This window comes from Corynebacterium sp. LK14 (genome assembly GCF_008042215.1).
In the GTDB taxonomy this organism is placed as follows: domain Bacteria; phylum Actinomycetota; class Actinomycetes; order Mycobacteriales; family Mycobacteriaceae; genus Corynebacterium; species Corynebacterium striatum.
Map to the genome: position 1 here is coordinate 1 of NZ_NOVQ01000001.1, position 20,412 is coordinate 20,412.

Here is a 20,412-nt window from a genome sequence, read left to right on the forward strand (position 1 = left end):
GGACCCGATCCCGGCTAACCGATCACCGACGATTCGAAAGAACTCATACACCACATCCGCGGACTTGACCACTGCTCCCCCTAGTTGTGCTGAAAACAGACACCCTCACAATGCAATACCGGAATCAGCTCCTTGAAATCCTAAACACCTAGGAACAGACCAGCAGCCCTACCCACCTGCAAATGGCGGCAACACGTCAACACGCGTCGCACCCACGAGGGAGGCGGCGCGCTCGGCGTTTTTGCCATCGACCAGGAAGGTACAGCGCTCGAGGACCTCGCCCAGGCCCATTCCAGCCTCGGTAGTCCCGGTGTGCGTGGTGGCCAGTTCGTTGAGGAGCTCGCCGAGGGTCGCGGGGGCGTCGACAAGCTCATGGCTCACGCCGGCCGTAGCGCGTGCGGCAGCGAAATAGTGAATTTCAACCATGTCTGCCACTATGCCAGTTTTTATCGTGGAAATACCGTTAAAATTAGGGTTCTATATTGCCCCAGTTGTCTTAGGCCTCGAGGAGAACCCGTCATGCGCACTTATGAAGAGCATCTTGCAGCCATCCGTGGAGCACTACCTGCGCCGACGGTGGTGACCCGCTCCCTGCTGGAAGTTGACGGTCTCATCCTCGCCCGCACCATCACCGCAGCTTATGACATGCCGCGCTTCGACAACTCGCAGATGGATGGCTACGCCATTACCTCCACCACCGGCGGCACCTTCACCGTAGGCGCCACCGTGGCAGCCGGTGCTGTGCCGGGTTCCGCCCGCGATGGCATCGCAACACCCATCATGACCGGCGCGAAGGTGCCCGAGGGAACCGTCACCATCGTGCCCGTCGAGCAATGCGAGCCGCCGCAGTTCCCGCGCGAGGGCGAAACCGTGACCATCCCCGCAGCCCCTGAGGGCCAGTTCATTCGCCTTGCAGGCTCCGACATCGCCGCGGGCAAGGTCCTAGTCGAGGAAGGCACCCGCCTGACCCCGGCCGCCATCGGCACGCTTGCCTCCCAGGGCATCACCGAGGTCGAGGTCTACGCGCCTGCCCGCATCGTCGTGTGCACCGGCGGTGCGGAGATCGGAGGCCAGGGTGCGGCCAGCATCCCGGACGCAAACGCCCCGATGATCACCGCATTGTGCCGCGAGTACGGCATTGAGGTCGTCGCCTTTGTCCGCACCAACGACGACCCAGGCATCCTTCGCTCCGATCTCGAGGGCGTGGTTCGCGTCTACCAGCCCGATGCCATCGTCACCTCTGGCGGTGTGTCCCACGGCAAGTTCGAGGTGGTACGCCAGGTCTTCGAGGAGGATGGCTGGTTCGGCCACGTGGCACAACAGCCCGGCGGCCCGCAGGGATTGGCCAAGCTTGGCGACGTCCCCGTCATTTGCCTGCCCGGCAACCCCGTATCCACGTTGGTCAGCTTCCGCGTCTACCTCGGCCCGGCGTTGGGCCGCTCCCGCGCGGCACACACCGCGCAGGTCACCGTTCCTGTCACCGGCCTGGAGGGCCGCGATCAGTTCCGCCGCGGCATCGTGGACTACGAGAATGGCATCGCCACCGCGGAGCTCTTCGGCGGCACCGGGTCGCACCTGTTGTCCCAGGCCATGGGCGCCAACGCCCTCATCCGCATCCCGGCCGGCGCACAGCTGCAGCCGGGCGATGTCGTTGAGGTGATCCCGTTCTAATGGCCCGCCGCGCAGTAGTAATTGTGGCCTCCACCCGCGCAGCCGCGGGCATCTACGAGGACCGTTCCGGCCCCATCGCGGTGGAATTCCTGCGCCGCATGGGTTTCGATACGCCCAACGCACTCATCGTCCCCGATGCGGAGATCGACGAAGCCTTGAACGCGGTCTTCGCGGAGGGCCCCTCGGTGATTCTTACTTCCGGCGGCACGGGCATTTCGCCTGACGACGCCACTGTCGAGGCCGTCTCCTCGCACCTAACCAAGGAGCTGCCAGGGATTGCGCACGCGTTTTACGCGGCGTCGGCAAGCGTGCCCACTGCTGCGCTCTCGCGTACAGTCGCTGGCGTCAACGCCCGTACCTTTGCCATGGCTTTGCCCGGCTCAACGGGCGGCGTGAAGGATGGCTGCAAGGTGTTGAAGCCCTTGTTGCCGCACATCATCGACCAGTTGGAAGGAAAGCATGAGCACTGATCCTTCGTATGTCAGCGCCGATACCGGAAAGGTTCTCGGGGCTTTCATGACCGCGGAACCGATCGAATACCCAGAGGTGGCCACCGCCGCGATGGGTGCGGTGGTTACTTTCGAGGGAATCGTGCGCAATCACGACGGCGGCCGCGGCGGCGTGGAGCTGCTTACGTATACGGCGCATCCTTCGGCCGATGCGGAGATCGCGCGCGTGGCAGATGAGGTCATCGCCGCGCACCCCAAGGCCCGTTTGTGGTGCGCGCATCGCACGGGTGACCTGCACGTTGGCGACGCCGCCTTCGTGGTCATCGCCGCCGCGGCACACCGCCACGACGCATTCGCCGCTGCTGCGGAATGCGCCGACCGCGTGAAAGCGGAGGTTCCCATCTGGAAGGAACAGCGCCACGCGGACGGTTTTAGCAATTGGGTGGGGCTGGAATGAGCATTCGTTACGCGCGCCAGGAAGCACTGTGGGGTGAAGAAGGCCAGGCCGAGCTGGCCCGTTCCACCGTTGCGGTGATTGGTGCCGGCGGGCTGGGCTCGCCTGCCCTGCTCTACCTCGCGGGTGCGGGCGTGGGACGCATCCTGCTTTTCGACGACGACGTGGTCTCCCTTTCCAACCTGCAGCGCCAAGTCATCCACGGTATGGACGACATTGGTGGCCCGAAGACCGTCTCCGCGGCAGAGACCCTCCACGCGCTTAACCCTGATGTGCGGGTCATTCAGCACCCGCGCCTGGAATCGGCGACGGCCCTGAAACAACTAGCTGAGGCCGACATCCTCCTTGACGGCACCGACAACTTTGAGGCCCGCTACCTGTGCTCGTGGGCCTGCCACGAGCTGGGCATCCCGCACGTCTGGGCCTCGATTTTGGGATTCGATGCACAGCTTTCCGTATTCTGGTCGGGCCGCGGCCCGGTCTACGAGGACGTCTTTCCCACGGCACCTGCCCCTGGCTCGGTGCCTTCGTGCTCCCAAGCCGGCGTGCTGGGCCCAGTCGTGGGCACGGTGGGTTCTGCCATGGCATTGGAGGCGCTCAAGCATCTCACGGGCACGGGTTCCCTGCTCATGGGCAAGATCGGCTACTACGATGCGCTTTCCGGCACGTGGGAGTACATCCCCGTCGTATCCGGCGGCGCGGTGCCTTCGCAGCCTGCCGACACCCCCGAGGTCCGGGAGATCCCTTCCGGTTACCGCATCATCGATGTGCGCACCGACGCCGAACGCGCTGAGCACTCCATTCCCGGCTCCGAGCATTTCCTTTTGGACCGCATCCTGGCGGGTGAGGACCCGCACTTGGGCCACGACGAGCCAGCCGTCATCCACTGCGCCGGCGGCATCCGTTCCGCCCAGGCAGTCGCGGCCCTGCGCGAGCGCGGCTTTAGAGAGGTCTACTCCCTGCGCGGCGGCATCAATGCCTGGCTCGAGCAGAATACCGCGTAGACAGCCCATATTAAGGAAACCGAAGACAGTCCACGGCGTATGTACCTCTGTGTGCATATAGCGTGCCTGAATCACCAGGTTTCTGGCCGCTATTTACATATATCGGTACATGAAACCACGCGTGGCGATGCGAAGCGCGAAAAAGTCTCGAGACACCATCCACAGGAACGATGTCTCGAGACTTCACACGGCGGAGACGGCGGGATTTGAACCCGCGGTGGTTTGACCCACGCTGGTTTTCAAGACCAGTGCATTCGGCCGCTCTGCCACGTCTCCTTGTCTTGCGACTCACTTAGCCTACTAAACCCACCAAGCGAGTTCACATTCCCCCACCCAGTTCTCCACCCAAGCACGGTCTACTTTTCGTTAAGCTGGGCGAGCATGAAAGCTATCGTGCAAACCAACCCTGAGGATCCGGGCGCGCTGGAGCTAGGCGTCGTCGAAAAGCCACTGCTCCATCCCGGGGAGGTGCTCGTCAAAGTCCACGCTGCCGGCGTTAACCGAGCAGACCTGCTGCAGGCCCGCGGCCACTACCCGCCGCCACCTGGCGCATCGGAGACGATCGGCCTTGAGGTCGCCGGTGAGATCGTCGATGCCAACGGCACCGAGTGGACCGAAGGCACCCAGATTGGAGCACTTCTCGCGGGCGGCGGTTACGCCGAGTACGTTGCGGTTCCCGTCGGCCAGCTCCTGCCGATTCCCAAAGGCTTCTCACTCACCGACACCGCATCCGTCATCGAGGTCGCGTGCACCGTGTGGTCCAACCTTGCCATGGAGGCAGGGCTGCGCGAAGGCCAGACCATCCTCATCCACGGCGGCGCGGGCGGCATCGGCCTGTTCGCAATCCAGGTGGCTAAGGCTCTGGGCGCCACGGTCGCCGTTACTGCGGGCTCACAGGAGAAGCTCGATACCTGCAAGAGCTATGGCGCGGACGTCCTCATTAATTACAAGGAGCAGGACTTCGCCGAGGAGCTCAAGAACCAGTGTGACGTTATTCTCGACATCATCGGCGCGAAGTACCTCAAGCAGAACCTCAAGGCACTAGCCACCGACGGTCACTTGGTCACCATCGGCCTCCAGGGTGGTACAAAAGAGGAGCTCAACATGGGTATCCTTCTGGCCAAGCGCCTCACCCTCCAAGGCACCACTCTGCGTTCGCGCTCACTTGAGGACAAGGCCGCCATCGTCGCGGACACCGTCAAGCACGTCTGGCCCTGGCTCGAGGACGGCACGGTCAAACATCATCTCCACGGCACTTTTGCGCTTGCCGACGCCGCCGCTGCCCACCGCGCGCTCAACTCCGGCGAGGTCACGGGCAAATTGGTCCTCGAGGTGTAGACCGACCCCGCATCCGCAAGACGGTGCCGCAGCACTAAGCCAGCGAAGCCACCACGCGGGTGAGCTGCTCGACGTCATGATGCGTGTTGAATGGGCCCAGTGCCACGGTAACGGCACCGCCAATTTCGTCGGCACCCATTTCAGTCAGCAGCGGAGTGCGGGAAGCCAGCGTGGTTACCAAGCCGTTGTCAATGAGGCGACGGTGCACAGTCTCCGCGGGAACGCCCTGCACGGCGAAGGTCAGGCGCGGCAGCCTATCATCTGAAGCCCCCGCTGCTGCCTCGCCCGTCACGCCCAGGATGTGCACGGCAGGCAAGGTGCCCAGGTACGTATATAGATCCGCGGTGAGCTCGCTTAAGTAATCACTCAACGCATCCATCGACTTATGCACGCGCACGCGGCGGGAGCCGGCTTCGCCACCCGCCAGCGCAGCAAGGTGATCCACCAAGGGCCCAACGCCGCCGGCCAGGCCAGTGGACACGGGAGTCTCAAGTTTTTCAGCAGTGTGTGAAGTCTTGACCGGACTATGCGATTCAACCCTGCGGAACATCGCTTCATCGCGGAATACCAAGGCCGCGATCTGCGGGCCGCCGAGCAGGCCTATATCGATACCAAGGATGTCTGCCCCAAGCTCGTCGAACTCGAGGGGTCGATAGGGGGCGAGCGCGGAGACGTCGACAAGCGTCCATGCACGCGAGCGCGAGCGGATCTCTTCGATGATCTCAGCAGTAGGTGTCACAGTGCCCAACAACTCATGGGCGGCGGAGAAGGAAACGAGGCGGGTGGAGCCGTCGACAAGCTCGGCGTACTGGAACGCCGGAAGCTCACCTGTGCCGAGGTCCGGCTGTGCCCAACGCACGTCCGCATCAACTTCCGCCAGCGCGGTGTAGAGCGCAGGCGGATCGAGCTTGGATAAAACGACAGAAGAATTGTGCCTCAGCATGGGGCGCAGGCTCCGCGCCAGCGTCTGGTACAGCGCCGACAGCGAAGGACCTAAGACAACGCGGCTAGCCTTCGAGCCCACGAGATCCGCGATCGCCATTCGGGCAGCGTCGTAATTACGCGCGCCCTCAAGCTGCCCCGGCGTGCGGTTCGCGGAGTGCGCACCAGTGGAATCTTCCTGTGGGGCCACCGCCGCCGACATGCGGAAGGAACGAGCAACACCTGCGGCCACTCGCTCAGAAATCTGGGGCGCAGCGTTTGCGTTGAGGTAGGTCCATCCGTCCGATAGGCCAGTGTAAAGACCTCGCACGCTGGCGACGTCATACCTCGATGGCAAGCCTAATGGCATGTATATAACCTTCCTCCGTGCCTTTCATTGGTTCCCAAACGCAACGATTTTCGGGGCCGCTGTGGGGCGATCGACACCCTACTCTATACGTGTTTCCCTCCGGATTCCTAAAACAGGATAACCGCTGGTCTCAAGCATTTTCCCAGCACAAGCGGCGTGTAGATACCCGTTTAGCCTGGATGCACGCTAGGGTGTTTTGACGTGCAAGACAACAATCAATTGCGCGCCGACATCGCCCGCATGACCTCCACCCCGGAGTCAAGCGAGGTGCCGGCGTCCCAGTCCATGACCCTGCGGACTGCTTTTGCCGACCTTATTCAAGGCGCCAAGCAGCGCGAACTGTGGTTCATGCTGGGTATTCAGGACATCAAGCAACGCTACCGCCGCTCCGTTCTCGGCCCCTTCTGGATCACCATCGCCACTGGTGTGATGGCTGCTGCTTTGGGCCTTTTGTACTCAATGCTGTTCCAGATCCCCGTCGCGGAGTTCCTCCCTCACGTCACCGTGGGACTTATTATGTGGAACTTCATCTCGGGTGCCATCAAGGAGGGCTCAACCGTCTTCATTGATAATGAGGGACTGATTAAACAGCTGCCGGCTCCGTTGTCAGTCCACGTCTATCGCCTGGTGTGGCGGCAGACGCTCTTCTTGGGCCACAACCTAATCATTTGGCTGCTGCTCATCATCATCTTCCCCCGCCACTTGGGTTGGGAGTTCTTCCTGTTCATCCCGGCGCTGGCACTGTTGCTGGTCAACGGCGTGTGGGTGGCCATGTTCTTCGGCATCGTGGCAACGCGCTTCCGCGACGTCGCACCGCTGCTTGAGGCACTGACGCAGCTGTTGTTCTACGTCACGCCGATTGTGTGGATGACCAACACCTTGAAGGATCAGGGCGGTGCTGTAGCCAGCCGTGCACGCATTGCGGAGATTAACCCGCTGTATCACTACATGGAGATCGTCCGTGCTCCTATGATCGGTGAACCTGTCGCCGGCTATCACTGGCTCATTGTCATTGCCTGCACGCTTGTGGGCATCTTCGTTGCCGGCTTAGCCATGCGCCAGTGGCGCTTCCGCGTGAGCTACTGGGTATAGCGCAAGCTGCACGAAAGGATCTTCAACAATGGTTTCTATCGATACTTATAACGCTTGCGTGGACTTTCCCATCTTTGATGCCAAGTCCCGCTCCTTAAAGAAGGCTGTACTTTCCTCAGCTGGCGGTGCGATTGGCAAGAACAGCGACAACACGGTGGTGGTTGAGGCCCTCAAAGAAATCAACCTGCACCTCCGCGAAGGTGACCGCGTTGGACTGGTGGGCCACAATGGCGCAGGCAAGTCCACGCTGCTGCGTCTGCTCTCGGGCATCTACGAGCCCACCCGCGGCTCCGCCGACGTCCGCGGACGCGTCGCCCCTGTCTTTGACTTAGGCGTAGGCATGGACCCGGAGGTCTCCGGCTACGACAACATCATCATCCGCGGCCTGTTCTTGGGCCAGACCATCAAGCAGATGAAAAACAAGATGGATGAGATCGCCGAGTTCTCTGAACTGGGTGACTACCTCGCCATGCCGCTGCGCACCTACTCCACCGGTATGCGCGTGCGCCTAGCCTTGGGCGTGGTGACTTCGATTGAGCCAGAGATCCTCCTGCTCGATGAGGGCATCGGCGCTGTCGACGCCGCCTTCATGGCCAAAGCTCGTGTGCGCCTCCAAGAGCTGGTCAAGCGCTCCGGCATCCTGGTCTTTGCTTCGCACTCCAACGACTTCCTGGCGCAGCTGTGCAACACGGCATTGTGGATTGACCACGGCACCATCCGCTCTGCCGGCGAGGTCTCTGAAGTAGTCGGCGAATACGAAGGCCCCGAGGTAGGCGAATACGTCAAGGAACTACGCCAACGCTTCGAAAAGGAAGAAGGCACGGGCAAGGCCTAAGCCGCGCTTGGCGACGCCCCGAGCTGCTTCCTCAATGCGCCGGTTATTCCGTCCACCGTGACGGTGTAGCCGGCATTATTGTACCTATCCCGAGCAAGGCGTGCGCGCCGGATGGGCAGCTCGTTCTTTTCTGGACCACAGGGCAAGGTGGCGGCTAGGCCGGCGTCGTAAAGCTCATAGCCCAGCTTCATCGACACCCTCTCAGAGGCATGATTGCCCTGCACCCACCCAGTACTCAGGGTCTGTGTGCCCAGTTCACCAAAGCAAAATCCCGCTACTGCATGACGCACCAGCGTGCCTAAGCCTTTGCCCTGGTGGCGATGATAAATCCAGGAACCCGTGGACACCTCCTTGTGAACTGCAAACTCACTACCGCGCATGTCAACCACGCCGATGATTTCCTGGTCCATGCACACTACAAAATCGAGAGACCATTCTGCGGGAGACATCCTTGCTCGGTGCTCCCACCGCATGCGCGCTGAGGCATAAGGATCGCCGTCGAAGAGCCAGCCGAACGCGTGCCGCGGGATTTCGGCCCCATAGATCTCCTCCGGAGTGACCCCATTAATTGCAGCAATGTCTGTATCGCGCATGACACGCATCGAAATGTTCTGCTTGCCATCGCTGGCGTGAATGCGCACCGCAAAAGGCGGCCACATCTTTTCTAACTCCATGTCCAAAGCCTATACGCCTCCGCAAGGGTGGCAGAATGGAACGCATGACTGCCACCTTGAGCACTGCCGGTTCCACGGCCGCCGTAATTGTCACCCACCAGCGCGTTGAACTGCTGCGCGCCTCGTTGGAGCAGGTAGCACGCCAAACCCACCCTGTGCAGTGGATCATCGTTGTGGATAACGGTGCCGAAGACGCCGTCAAGGACCTCGTTGAGTCCATCGCCGGGGAGCGCGCCGTATACATCCCCTCCCAGACCAACCTGGGCGGTGCAGGCGGCTTCGCCCTCGGCTTCCTCACCGCTCTGTCCCTCGGTGCCGACGCTGTATGGTGCGCCGACGATGACGGGTGCCCAGCAGACAACAACGTCCTCGCCGAGCTCTACCGCGTCGCTGAAACCAACTCCCTGCACGAGGTCTCCCCTGCCGTATGCAACATCAACGAGCCCGCACGCCTGGCATTCCCACTGCGCCAGGGACTCGTGTGGCGCCGCTACATGAGCGAGCTCGAGGGCGACTTCCTGCCCGGCATCGCCTCCCTCTTCAACGGCGCACTCATCTCCGCTGAGGCCATGCAAATCATCGGCGTCCCCGACTACCGCCTCTTCATCCGCGGCGACGAGGTGGAGTACCACCGCCGCCTCGTAAATTCCGGTCTCCAGTTCGGCACCGCGCTGACTACCAGCTACCTGCACCCAGATGGCTCCGACGAGTTCAAGCCGATCCTGGGCGGCAAGATGCATACCCAGTACCCCGCCGGTGAGTTCAAGCGCTACTTCACCTACCGCAACCGCGGCTACCTGCTGTGGCAGCGCGGCATGCGCAAACTTCTCCCCCAGGAGTTTGCACGTTTTGGCTGGTTCTTCCTCGTGCAAAGGCGCGATCCCAAGGGCTTCCTCGAGTGGCTCAACCTGCACAACAAGGGCCGCAAAGAAGACTTCCACCGCCCTTAAGCGCTCTGCTGGGCTTAATTGTCCACCACAAAGGACTTCCGCGTGCTGCGGAAGATGACCCAACGCTGCACAAAGAAATTAATCAGCGTGGCAGTACCCTGCGCGATCACAAAGGCCACGACCAAGGCCCAGGAGGAGGGCCACTCAAGGTCGTGGTCAAAGAAGGGGAACGCCCAGCGGTAGAGAATGATGTTGACCGCATAGGTCAGTGCATAAGTGCCCACCACTGCGGCCAAGCGCCGCTTCGAGGCCTTCGCATTAAAAGTCCAACGGCGATTTAACAAATACGCCGTCAAGGTGCCGAAGATGAAGCCGACGGTGCGGGCGGCGACGTCGCCAAGCAAGTCCAAGCCGATCTGGAAAATCCATGTCAGACCAGCATCAATCACCGCTGCAATCACGCCCGTGATTGCGAACTTGAAGCCTTGTGCTTGCAGGGAATTTGAGTGCGAGAGCCGCTGCGCCGCGTTACTCATCAATCACCTTTAAAAATGAAGATGCGCTGGATGGCAAAGTTGGTCACGGTGGCCACACCCTGCGCGATGACGAACGCAATGGTGTCCTTAACAGCGCCCTCAAATCCCATGGAGATAAGCGGTGCGTTGAGTGCCCAATAGAGGAAGTTCTGCACAGCGAAGGTGGAGGCGTACAGCGCCGCGACAGCGCCGGCGGTGCGGCCGGAGACCTGTGAGCCGAACGTCCAGCGGGCATTCGCGATGTAGGCCGCGATGGTACCAAAGACCCAACCTATGGCCTTAGCCGCGGACCTGTGCAGACCCAGTGAGGTCAGCAACAAAGTCAGGCCATAATCAATAGCCGCGGTGAACACGCCCACGGAGACAAAGCGAAAAAGCTGCGTCTGCAACGAGGAGCGTCGGACCTCAACATCGGCGACGTTAGTGTCAACGTCTCCCCCGACGTTTCCCTCAACGTTGCCGTCAATGTTGCCACGACTATGGGCATTAGGATTTTTATCAATCACGGCTAAATAGCCTACCTGCGCAGCAATGCACGGTAAATGTCGAGCCGATCCACAGGCGCCAAAGCATCGGCACCGTAAGCGCCCATGGCAGCCAGTTCCTCCAAAGAAGCAGCACATAATTCGCGGATTTCTTCACCGCTTAGGCTCGCCCCATCATCCGCTACCCATCCAAGAGCTTCCATGGTTGCCTCGGCCACAGAATTGGTGAGCTCGTGCCCGCCCATGCAGGAAAGACCAAGCGTCATCGACCAGAAAGCATCCTGTCCTTCTGAGGTGACCTCGCGGGGCAAGGAGTCCAAACCGGCGCGGGAAGTATCGGCATTGTCAGTACTTTCGGGGCGCTCTAGATCAAGGGCTTGGAGCAGGGGTACGAAGTCGAAGAGTTTAGTTCTCTCAATGATCGCGCGCACTGGCGGAACCACGATATTGAGGACCTCATCGATGGTTTCCTGCCCTGTTAGCTCAGCATTAATTGCGGTGAGATCAAAAGGCACCAGGAAGGAGCCAGAACCGCCCACGCATAGGGCCTCCGGGGTGCCAGTATCACGTGGGTAGATCTCCGCGACCACCAGGCTAAAGTCCCACAGGCCCCACACGTAGTCAACCTGGTCTCCCTCTTTCCAGAGGAATTCAGAGACCTGATGCTCAGGGTCAATGCGGCAGCCACGGGCGTCGCGATGCTCATAAAAATGCCACGGTGAATCCTCATCGGGAAGCCCGAAGCTGACTTCTAGGACACGGTGGAGCTCCGCGAAGGTAAAAGCGTCTGAGAAACCGATCTGTCGGTGTGCTTCTGCTTCTGCCCGTACGTTAGAGACTTGGCAGATGACGGTGAGAGGCTCACTCTTGAGGGTCACTAGCGAGTCTTCACGCTTGGCGCGTGCTTGACTCAAATCTGTGACCTTGAGGCTCATGAGCCCCACCATACGCAAAACTTGCGAGGCTACGCAGCGAGCTTTTCGATATCGCGAGCTTCGAGCTCACTCACGAGGAATACGAAAGCAGCAGTAATTGCGCCCCATGCAGTCCATGGTTTGGAAAGACCTCGCTTACGCAGGCGCTTGACCACTGCCTGGGAAACCTTGACGTTAATAAAACCGCCCAGCACAAAAAGAAGGATGACCGCTGCGGAGACAGCCCACTGCTTGAGGTCAGAATCGTTTTGCTCGGCTTGTGGATGCTCGACTGGTGGCTGCTCGGCTTGTGGTTCTTCATCCTCGCGCTGGGCATTCGTGATGGCGACGAGGGCTCCGAAGCCGATGAAGGAGAAGACGTAGGTGATGCTAAGGGCCGTTTTGTTCTTAATCCAATCCGGGAAAGAGAGCATCAGACCTGCTGCTGCGGACTGCGTGATGCGGCCGGCGAGGGTGTCATCAAGTGCGTAGTTGTCAACGCGGGTGTCAACTTGGACGTTAGATTCATGCTGCGAATGTGGCTGATTCATGGGCATAACTTTATGCGGAACTATGCTAAAACGCATGTACTCATCGAAGAAAGAGCATCTGACTCCCGCCCAGCGTGCGGCGCAGGATGAACGCCAAGAAGATGACAAGCGCAACGGACACTTCCTCGCCACGGAACACACGAATCTTCCGCTCGATGGATTCATGACTCGCCTGATGGCGGAAGAGCTCCCCATCCTGGACTCCACCTCACGCCGCCGGGTTTATGAAATTCTGCGCGGCTACGAGGGACCAGAAATCACCTCACAAGAGCAGTTACCTGATGAAATCCGCGACATCATGGATCTGTATTAACGAACGCTAGTGGCCAATGGCATTGGCAGCTGTGGGATTTTCATGACGCCGCGCCATTGCAGCCAACTCCACACTGAATAGCGACGTTAAACGGCCAAAACCCACATATTCGGAAATGTTTTGTGTCTGAGTATGTTCCAAATATCACTAACGCCACAAACGTCACGTGTCTGGATAGGTGGGTAGGCTGGGTACGACATATCACGTCGAGTAAAGAGTAAGAGATGGAACTACATACCACCGAAAAGTCCCTGCACGGCTGGGGCCGCACCGCACCGACGACTGCCCACGTACTGTCAACCGAGGACGTCGAGGTCATCAAGAAGGCCGTCGCGCAGGTTGCTGAAGACAACTCCGACAAGCCATCGCACCTCCGCCGTGGCGTCATCGCCCGCGGCATGGGCCGTTCCTACGGTGACCCCGCCCAAAACAGTGGCGGTCTGGTCATCGACATGCAGCCGCTCAACAAGATCCACTCCATCGACCCGGAGTCCGCAATCGTTGACGTCGACGGCGGCGTCACCCTTGACCAGTTGATGAAGGCGGCCCTGCCGTATGGCTTGTGGGTTCCGGTCCTGCCGGGCACCCGCCAGGTCACCATCGGCGGCGCAATCGGCCCTGACATCCACGGCAAGAACCACCACTCCGCTGGTTCCTTTGGCAACCACGTAGTTTCCATGGAGCTGCTCGTGGCTGACGGCCGCGTCCTCCACTTGGAACCTAGCGGTTCCAAGGATGATCCAGACGGAGACCTCTTCTGGGCCACCGTGGGCGGCATGGGCCTGACCGGCATCATCCTGCGTGCCAAGATCCGCATGACCAAGACGGAGACTGCCTACTTCATCGCGGACACTGACCGCACTGAGAACCTGGAGGAAACAGTTGCGTTCCACTCTGATGGATCGGAGCACAACTACACCTACTCCTCTGCTTGGTTCGACGTCATCTCCCCTGAGCCAAAGCTGGGCCGTTCCACCATCTCCCGTGGTTCCCTGGCTACCCTGGCACAGCTCGAGGAGCTAGCACCGAAGCTGGCCAAGGATCCGCTGAAGTTCAACGCGCCGCAGCTGATGACCGTTCCGGACATCTTCCCGAACTTCACCATGAACAAGCTCTCCCTGATGGCCATCGGCGAGGCTTACTACCTTATGGGCGCTCCGGCTCGTAACAAGATCAAGAACCTGACGCAGTTCTACCAGCCGCTGGATCTCATCGGCGAGTGGAACCGTGGCTACGGCTCCAACGGCTTCCTGCAGTACCAGTTCGTGGTTCCGACCGAGGCAGTTGAGCCTTTCAAGGAAATCATCCGCGACATGCAGCGCTCCGGCCACTACTCCGCGCTCAACGTGTTCAAGCTCTTCGGCCCGGGCAACAAGGCTCCGCTGTCCTACCCAATGCCGGGTTGGAACGTCTGCGTGGACTTCCCAATCAAGCCGGGGCTCGGTGCTTTCCTCGATGATCTGGACAAGCGCGTCATGGAATTCGGCGGCCGCCTCTACCTGGCCAAGGAGTCCCGCACCTCTGCGGAGAACTTCCACAAGATGTACCCAGGCATGGAGGGCTGGCTTGCCACCCGCAACGAGATTGACCCAACCGGCGTCTTTGCATCCGATATGTCCCGCCGTCTTGAGCTTCACTAAGAGTTTCGCAACCTTCGTTCAAGACCAGCAGAAAAATTAAGGAACAACCCACATGCTTAATGCAGTAGGCCAAGCACAACACATCCTTCTTCTTGGCGGCACTTCCGAGATCGGCCTCGGCATCGTCGAGGAATTCCTCGACCGTGGCCCAGCCAAGGTCACCCTCGCGGCACGCGCTGATTCCCCGCGCATCGACGACGCAAAGGCCACGTTGACCTCCCGCGGCGCTGACGTTGAGGTCATCAACTTTGACGCGACTGACTTCGATTCCCACCCGGACGTCGTCAAGCAGGCATGGGAGCGCGGCGACGTCGACGTCGCCATCATCGCCTTCGGTACCCTCGGTGACCAGGAAGAACTCTGGCAGAACCAGGCCAAGGCCGTGGCTTCCGCACAGACCAACTTCACCGCACCAGTGTCCTTGGGCGTCCTTCTGGGCCAGAAGTTCAAGGAGCAGGGCCACGGCACCATCGTGGCACTGTCCTCCGTGGCCGGTATGCGCGTACGCCGCTCCAACTTTGTCTACGGTGCCTCGAAGGCTGGCGTGGACGGCTTCTTCATCAACCTCGGTGAGGCCCTGCGCGGCTCCGGCGCCAAGGTGCTCGTGGTCCGTCCAGGCCAGGTGCGCACCAAGATGTCCGCTGCAGCCGGCGAGGCTCCGCTGACTGTCGACGTCCCGGATGTAGCTAAGGCCACCGTCAAGGCGATCCTCAACGGCACCCAGTCGATCTACGTCCACCCGCTGTTCGAGTACGTTTCTTTGGCGTTCAAGTTCATCCCGCAGGCCATCTTCCGAAAGCTGCCTTTCTAAATTCCTGCAATTCCCTCGAGTATGGGAAACTAGTGTGCATGACTAGCCCAGCAACAATGCAACCCGTGCGCACCGACATTGCCCGTACTACGGACTACAACGTCGACGAACTTTCTAGAAAGTCGACGCTGCTGGGCACAGCGGCGTCTGCCCTTGGAGGGGCAGTCGTCGCACTTATTGGTTTTTATGCTTTCAAGACCATCTCCTTGCCAGCATTCAGCACCTCCATGGTCACCCGCGCGCTCAGCACAGTGGGTACCGTGCTCACCCTCGGCGTCGTGGGCTTCCTCTGCGTGTGGTGGATTTATGACACCTACCAGGAAAAGGTCTCCCGCCCCACCTGGCGCGTATGGCTAACCCACGCGGCCTGCTATATCTCCCCTGCTCTGCTTGTTCTTTCTGCAATCGGCCTGCCGCTTTCCGCCTCCAAGCTGTGGCTCGACGGCGTCCAAGTAGACCAGGTCTTCCGTACCCAATTCCTCACGCGTTCTACGGACCAAATGGGCTACGCCGACATGAACTACGAGGGGCTTCCCACCTTTTACCCAATGGGCTGGTTCTGGCTGGGTGGCCGCCTGGCCAACCTGCTCAACATGCCTGGTTGGGAGGTCTTCCAACCGTGGGCGCTAGTCTCCCTCGCGGTATGCGGCTGCATCCTAGTTCCGATCTGGCAGCGTCTTGTTGGTTCCTTGCCAGTGGCAACCGCAATCGCTTTGGCCACCACAGCGATCACTCTCACGGTCAACGCTGAAGAGCCTTATTCCGCCGTCATCGCCATGGGCGTTCCAGCCGTCGCGGTTCTTTCTTCCCACGCGTTCAAGGGTTCTTGGTTCTCCACGGTGGGGATCATGCTTTACCTGGGCGTCTCCGCATGTTTCTACACGTTGTTCACTGGTGCGGTCGCACTGACCATTGTTTCCCTCATCGCCGTGGTCACCGCCATTTATGAACGCCAGCTGCGCCCTATCCTGCATCTGGTGGTCATCGGTGTGGGCTCTATGGCCATCGCAGCCATTGCATGGGGCCCATACCTCATGGCCGCGATGACCTCTAAGGCACCTCTGGAATCCACCGCCCAGCATTACCTGCCGGAAGAAGGCACCCAGATCCCGGTGCCATTCCTCTCCTTGAGCATCATTGGCCTGCTATGCCTGATTGGCTTGGTGTACATGACGATGCGTCTGGAAGACTCCGCCATTCGCGCGCTGGGCATCGCCACCATAGGCGCATACCTCTGGGTCGTCATGTCCATGGTCGTTACGCTTGTCGGTACTACCCTGCTGGGCTTCCGCCTAGAGAGCATCATCGTCATCCTCTTTGCCACCGCAGGTATTCTTGGCTTGGCCGAAATCCGCCGCATGGGAATCCCCACCATTTACCCGGCGCGCTTCAGCGATAGCACGAACAAGCGCATCACCGCAGCCTTCGCCATCATCGTTGCGCTAGGCGGCGTCTACTACGCCCAGCAGATCCCAGAGAAAAACGAGTCGGCGCTGGATCATGCCTACACCGACACCGACGGTAACGGCGAGCGCGCCGACCGCTTCGCAAGCGACTCTTCGATGAACTACATCAAGATCCGCGAATACATCGACTCTCATGGCTACGTACCGAACCAGACCGTGGTGATGACCGATGAGAAGCTCTTCATGGCCTACAATCCTTACCTCGGTTTTAATGCCTTCACCAGCAACTACGCCAACCCGCTTGGTGAATTCAGCTCGCGTAATGAGCAGATTGAAGCCTGGGGCCGCGACTCTTGGAACCAGACCCCGCAGCAATTCATCAAGTCCCTCGACTCCGCGCGCTGGCGTGGGCCAGATGTTGTCATCTTCCGCGGCAGCATCGAGGAACCAGGCGACGGCTACAAGATCCACCTGGCTGAAGACATCTATCCGAACCAGCCGAATGTGCGTTACCGCGCGGTCTTCTTTAACCCTGACGTATTCAAAAAGGGCTGGGACACCGAGCAGGTTGGCCCGTTTGTGGTGGCGGTGCGTTCTCATTAAATAGGGGGCGTGCCGTAAACTGATCGCCGTGTCAGTTAGCCTCACCAATATCGAAAAATCCCGCTTAGCCTTTGCGGACGCCCCGCGTTCGCTCCGGCTAACCGCTATCGTCGCCGGCCTGATTGGCTTTATCTGTTTCGTGGCTACTCCGCTGCTGCCGGTCAATCAGACCCAGTCTTCCTTCGACTGGCCGCAGAACAACTCGCTGCAGTCAATCAACGCGCCACTCATCTCCGTGGCTCCGGAGGATATTAAAGCGGACATCCCGCTCAGCGCCGTCGACAAGCTGCGCGAGGGCCAGGATCTGCTCTACGGAACCGTGCCGCCTGAGTCTACCAAGGCCTCGAACCGCGGCATGTTCGTGCGCGTGGGTGAGCAGGGCCTTTCCGTGGTTTCCCTCGACGAGGTCCTACTTGCCCTGAGCCCGAAGGAAGTTGCGGCGCTGCCTGACGACGCCGTCCTCAAGATCGACGCCTCTGGTGACGGCACCACCGTCTCCGTGGGTAAGCACAAAAAGACTACTGAGGACGATGTTCGCCCGCAGGTCACCGGCGTCTATACCGAGCTCGAAGAGAACGATGCTTCCGCGTTGGTGGCCGATGGCCTCAACATCCACGTGGACATCAACTCGCGCTTTACTTCCTCGCCTTCGCTAATCAAGCAGATCGCCATGTGGCTGGGCATCGCGATGACCATCGTGAGCCTGTTCTGTTTGTGGCGAATTGACCGCCTGGATGGCCGCAAGCTCTCCTTCATGCCGGAAACCTGGAAGCAGATCCGTCCGCTCGACGGCGTCGTCGCCGCTATCCTTGCCTTCTGGCACATCTTTGGCTCAAACACCTCTGACGACGGCTTCATCCTGACCATGGGTCGCGTCTCGGGCCACGCCTCTTACATGGCTAACTACTACCGCTGGTACGGCGTACCTGAGGCCCCTTTCGGCTCCCCTTATTACGACCTCGTGGCCTTCTTGTCGGAGATTTCCAGCACGTCAATGTTCGTGCGTCTGCCTGCGCTCATCTCCGCATTCATCGTCTGGTTCATTCTCTCGCGCGAGATTCTGCCGCGCTTCGGCGACCTAGTCAACGGCCGCCGCGTGGCGCACTGGACCGCGGCGTTTATGTTCCTGGCCTTCTGGCTGCCATACAACAACGGCACCCGCCCGGAGCCCATCGTGGCACTGGGCGTGATGGTGACCTGGGCTTCCTTCGAGCGCTCTATTGCCACCCGCCGCCTACTGCCAGCAGCCGTGGGCACCATCGCCGCGACCTTGACCCTGGGTGCGGGCCCCACGGGCCTGTTCGCCGTCGGTGTCTTCTTGATCTCCTTGCCGAAGCTCTTCGCCTTCATGGCCGAGCGCGCCCCGCACGTGGGCTGGCTCGCCATGATTGCGCCTTTCCTCGCTTCCGGCACGGCCATCATGGTCGCAGCCTTTGGTGATCAGACCTTGGCATCCGTCATGGAGTCCACGCGCGTGCGCTCTGAGGTGGGCCCATCGCTGCCGTGGTACTCGGAGTACGTCCGCTACACCACGCTCTTCCAGCAGTCAGTGGACGGCTCGATGACCCGCCGCTTCGCGATGTTCACCATGATCTTCTGCTTAGCGCTCATCATCTACGCCTTCATCAAGAACCGCCGCGTGGTCGGCGCCGAGGTAGGCCCTACCCAGCGCCTGCTGCTCATCGTGGCTTTGAGCACCTTCTTCCTGATGTTCACGCCGACCAAGTGGACGCACCACTTCGGCATCTACGCGGGCGTTGCAGGCGTCATCGCTGCGCTGGGCTCGGTGGTTCTCTCGCAGATCGCGATGCGCTCCCCGCGTGCGCGTACCTTTGCGCTGGCCTCCGTCATCTTCTTGCTCGCCATCTCCATGGCTGGCTGGAATGCATGGTGGTACGTCTCCTCCTTCGGCATCCCGTGGTGGGACCGTACTGTGCAGTACAAGGCCATTGAGGCCAACACTGTGCTGCTGTTTATTGGCTTGGTGGTCCTTGCCGTCGGCGTGGTCCAGGCCATGATCCACAGCTACCGCAAGAGCAAGGCCGAGGAAGAAGGCCGCGTCGAGGAGTTCACCGCCCAAGCCGCAGCGAAGGTATCGCGCTGGGCCGGCATCATGTCTGCACCGCTGGCGCTGGCCTGCGCGCTCATTGTGGCCTTTTCGTGCGCATCCTTCGCCAAGGCTTATGCCTCACAGGGAGATGCTTACTCAGTGGGCAAGGGCAACCTCGCGTCCTTGAAGGGCAACGTGTGCTCTCTTGCCGACGCCACCTTGGTCGAGACCAACACCAACGACGCCTTCCTCACCCCGGTCAAGGGCGAGTTCAAGGATTCGTTGGAGGACCCAGACGAGGATTCCATCGGCTTCGCCCCGAACAACATCCCTGAGTCCATCGAGCCGGAGAACCTGAACTCGGCGTCGGTTGGCGCAATTGCGAACACCGCCACGAACCAGGCGGAAAATGCTGACTCTGCCGACGCCGCGACGGAGGAGCAAAACAGCGAGAAGTCCGCGAACGAGCAGTCCGGCGGCGTCCGTGAGACCAAGGGCGTCAACGGCTCGACCCGCCACCTGCCGTTCAACCTGGACTACAACAAGGTACCGGTGCTGGGCTCGTATGCCGAGAGCCAGCGCTCCACGGCAACGGTAACCACCCAGTGGTACAACCTGCCGAAGGCCACGGAGAACACCCCGATCCTCGCGGTGTCCGCGGCGGGCAACATCTACCACCACGACGTCAACGGCATCGAGCAGGACGGCATGGAGCTCAAGCTCGAGTACGCCACTTACAAGGATGGCAAGGTCTCCAACAAGGGCGAGGCTGAGCTTTCCGACGTCGGTGCAACCCCGAAGTGGCGCAACTTGCGCATCCCGCTGGCTGACCTGCCGGAAGACGCTAACGTCGTTCGCTTGGTGGCTAAGGACGACTCCACTGATGAGGACGACTGGTTGGCATTCACGCCACCGCGTGTGCCGGAGCTGGCCACCATCAACTCGCAATTCTCTTCTGAGACGCCAGCGTTGCTGGACTGGTCTGTTGCCCTGCAGTTTCCGTGCCAGCGCACCTTCGACCACTATGCGGGCGTGACGGAGATTCCGGAATACCGCATCCTGCCGGATGCTGCGGCGCAGACGTCCTTGACTGACTTCCAGTCCTTCTCGGGCGGGGGCGCGATGGCCACGGCTGAGGCAGTCAACTACTCCTACGAGATTCCGAGCTACCTCAACAATGATTGGGCTCGAGACTGGGGCGCAATCGAAAAGTACGAGCTGCGCACCAACTCCAAGGGCGAAGCACCTGCCGAGGCGCAGATCGACCATGAGGTGATTTCTCGCTCCGGCCTGTGGAAGCAATCCGAGATGAAGATTCGCCCGGAGGTCTCTGAGAAGAAATAAGGCTGGGTGCAATAGCACCCAGCGCGTAATAGTACCCAGCGAGTACGAGAGAGGGAGGACC

General features: G+C 60.5%; 20 protein-coding genes and 1 tRNA gene. 13 read left to right on the top strand and 8 right to left on the bottom strand.

Annotated features, from left to right (window positions below):
* Positions 1–168 precede the first annotated feature (168 nt).
* Positions 169–426 carry a MoaD/ThiS family protein gene (locus tag CHU71_RS00005; RefSeq protein ID WP_147759802.1) on the bottom strand — a complete coding sequence of 86 codons (258 nt, stop codon included), beginning with the start codon at positions 424–426 and terminating at the stop codon, positions 169–171.
* A 93-nt stretch (positions 427–519) separates the two neighbouring features.
* Between CHU71_RS00005 and CHU71_RS00010 the strand changes: the two genes are divergently transcribed.
* The 4 genes from CHU71_RS00010 to CHU71_RS00025 are packed head-to-tail and all read left to right on the top strand — an operon-like array spanning position 520 to position 3,578.
* Positions 520–1,671, top strand: a complete 1,152-nt coding sequence (locus CHU71_RS00010) for a molybdopterin molybdotransferase MoeA (protein ID WP_147759803.1) — start codon at positions 520–522, stop codon at positions 1,669–1,671.
* The gene (locus CHU71_RS00015; protein ID WP_147759804.1) at positions 1,671–2,141 is read left to right on the top strand and encodes a molybdenum cofactor biosynthesis protein B; all 471 of its coding nucleotides are present in this window, start codon (positions 1,671–1,673) and stop codon (positions 2,139–2,141) included. The genes CHU71_RS00010 and CHU71_RS00015 overlap by 1 nt, the downstream gene beginning before the upstream one ends.
* Positions 2,131–2,577, top strand: a complete 447-nt coding sequence (locus CHU71_RS00020) for a molybdenum cofactor biosynthesis protein MoaE (RefSeq protein ID WP_049151562.1) — start codon at positions 2,131–2,133, stop codon at positions 2,575–2,577. Before CHU71_RS00015 ends, CHU71_RS00020 begins: the two co-directional genes overlap by 11 nt.
* The gene (locus CHU71_RS00025; protein ID WP_147759805.1) at positions 2,574–3,578 is read left to right on the top strand and encodes a ThiF family adenylyltransferase; all 1,005 of its coding nucleotides are present in this window, start codon (positions 2,574–2,576) and stop codon (positions 3,576–3,578) included. Before CHU71_RS00020 ends, CHU71_RS00025 begins: the two co-directional genes overlap by 4 nt.
* A 191-nt stretch (positions 3,579–3,769) precedes the next feature.
* Here CHU71_RS00025 and CHU71_RS00030 read toward each other — a convergent pair.
* A tRNA-Ser gene (locus CHU71_RS00030) sits at positions 3,770–3,854 on the bottom strand.
* Between the two features lie 105 nt (positions 3,855–3,959).
* Between CHU71_RS00030 and CHU71_RS00035 the strand changes: the two genes are divergently transcribed.
* Positions 3,960–4,916, top strand: a complete 957-nt coding sequence (locus CHU71_RS00035) for an NAD(P)H-quinone oxidoreductase (protein WP_005530448.1) — start codon at positions 3,960–3,962, stop codon at positions 4,914–4,916.
* Between the two features lie 34 nt (positions 4,917–4,950).
* Here the strand turns inward: CHU71_RS00035 and CHU71_RS00040 are convergent, their stop codons facing one another.
* A complete protein-coding gene (locus tag CHU71_RS00040; RefSeq protein ID WP_187271976.1) occupies positions 4,951–6,207 on the bottom strand; it encodes an aminotransferase class V-fold PLP-dependent enzyme in 1,257 nt (418 codons plus the stop codon).
* A 240-nt stretch (positions 6,208–6,447) separates the two neighbouring features.
* Here CHU71_RS00040 and CHU71_RS00045 point away from each other — a divergent pair, with 240 nt between their 5' ends.
* A complete protein-coding gene (locus CHU71_RS00045) occupies positions 6,448–7,299 on the top strand; it encodes an ABC transporter permease (protein WP_046645839.1) in 852 nt (283 codons plus the stop codon).
* Between the two features lie 28 nt (positions 7,300–7,327).
* Positions 7,328–8,134, top strand: a complete 807-nt coding sequence (locus CHU71_RS00050; protein ID WP_147759806.1) for an ABC transporter ATP-binding protein — start codon at positions 7,328–7,330, stop codon at positions 8,132–8,134.
* Here CHU71_RS00050 and CHU71_RS00055 read toward each other — a convergent pair.
* Positions 8,131–8,808 carry a GNAT family N-acetyltransferase gene (locus tag CHU71_RS00055; RefSeq protein WP_147759807.1) on the bottom strand — a complete coding sequence of 226 codons (678 nt, stop codon included), beginning with the start codon at positions 8,806–8,808 and terminating at the stop codon, positions 8,131–8,133. The genes CHU71_RS00050 and CHU71_RS00055 overlap by 4 nt on opposite strands.
* 35 nt (positions 8,809–8,843) lie before the next feature.
* Between CHU71_RS00055 and CHU71_RS00060 the strand changes: the two genes are divergently transcribed.
* Positions 8,844–9,758, top strand: coding sequence for a glycosyltransferase (locus CHU71_RS00060; RefSeq protein ID WP_174775811.1), 915 nt, complete (start codon positions 8,844–8,846; stop codon positions 9,756–9,758).
* Positions 9,759–9,772: 14 nt separating this feature from the next.
* On the opposite strand, the gene CHU71_RS00065 is transcribed toward CHU71_RS00060, so the two are convergent.
* Genes CHU71_RS00065 through CHU71_RS00080 form a run of 4 tightly spaced genes read right to left on the bottom strand, consistent with a single transcriptional unit; the run spans position 9,773 to position 12,184 of the window.
* Positions 9,773–10,234, bottom strand: a complete 462-nt coding sequence (locus CHU71_RS00065) for a GtrA family protein (RefSeq protein WP_049145489.1) — start codon at positions 10,232–10,234, stop codon at positions 9,773–9,775.
* A complete protein-coding gene (locus CHU71_RS00070; protein ID WP_255456367.1) occupies positions 10,234–10,701 on the bottom strand; it encodes a GtrA family protein in 468 nt (155 codons plus the stop codon). Before CHU71_RS00070 ends, CHU71_RS00065 begins: the two co-directional genes overlap by 1 nt.
* 50 nt (positions 10,702–10,751) lie before the next feature.
* Positions 10,752–11,654: a plasmid pRiA4b ORF-3 family protein gene (locus CHU71_RS00075; RefSeq protein WP_147759809.1), complete on the bottom strand. Its 903-nt coding sequence runs from the start codon at positions 11,652–11,654 to the stop codon at positions 10,752–10,754.
* 29 nt (positions 11,655–11,683) lie between these two features.
* Positions 11,684–12,184: a hypothetical protein gene (locus CHU71_RS00080; RefSeq protein WP_147759810.1), complete on the bottom strand. Its 501-nt coding sequence runs from the start codon at positions 12,182–12,184 to the stop codon at positions 11,684–11,686.
* Positions 12,185–12,218: 34 nt separating this feature from the next.
* Between CHU71_RS00080 and CHU71_RS00085 the strand changes: the two genes are divergently transcribed.
* The 5 genes from CHU71_RS00085 to CHU71_RS00105 all read left to right on the top strand — a co-directional run bounded on the left by CHU71_RS00085 (position 12,219) and on the right by CHU71_RS00105 (position 20,351).
* Positions 12,219–12,497, top strand: a complete 279-nt coding sequence (locus CHU71_RS00085; RefSeq protein WP_049145497.1) for a hypothetical protein — start codon at positions 12,219–12,221, stop codon at positions 12,495–12,497.
* Between the two features lie 224 nt (positions 12,498–12,721).
* Positions 12,722–14,137: an FAD-binding oxidoreductase gene (locus tag CHU71_RS00090; protein ID WP_005530470.1), complete on the top strand. Its 1,416-nt coding sequence runs from the start codon at positions 12,722–12,724 to the stop codon at positions 14,135–14,137.
* A gap of 52 nt (positions 14,138–14,189) precedes the next feature.
* Positions 14,190–14,948 carry a decaprenylphospho-beta-D-erythro-pentofuranosid-2-ulose 2-reductase gene (locus CHU71_RS00095; RefSeq protein ID WP_005530472.1) on the top strand — a complete coding sequence of 253 codons (759 nt, stop codon included), beginning with the start codon at positions 14,190–14,192 and terminating at the stop codon, positions 14,946–14,948.
* Positions 14,949–14,986: 38 nt separating this feature from the next.
* Positions 14,987–16,957: a galactan 5-O-arabinofuranosyltransferase gene (locus CHU71_RS00100; RefSeq protein WP_236593626.1), complete on the top strand. Its 1,971-nt coding sequence runs from the start codon at positions 14,987–14,989 to the stop codon at positions 16,955–16,957.
* Positions 16,958–16,985: 28 nt separating this feature from the next.
* Positions 16,986–20,351: an arabinosyltransferase domain-containing protein gene (locus CHU71_RS00105; RefSeq protein WP_187271979.1), complete on the top strand. Its 3,366-nt coding sequence runs from the start codon at positions 16,986–16,988 to the stop codon at positions 20,349–20,351.
* Positions 20,352–20,412: the final 61 nt, after the last annotated feature.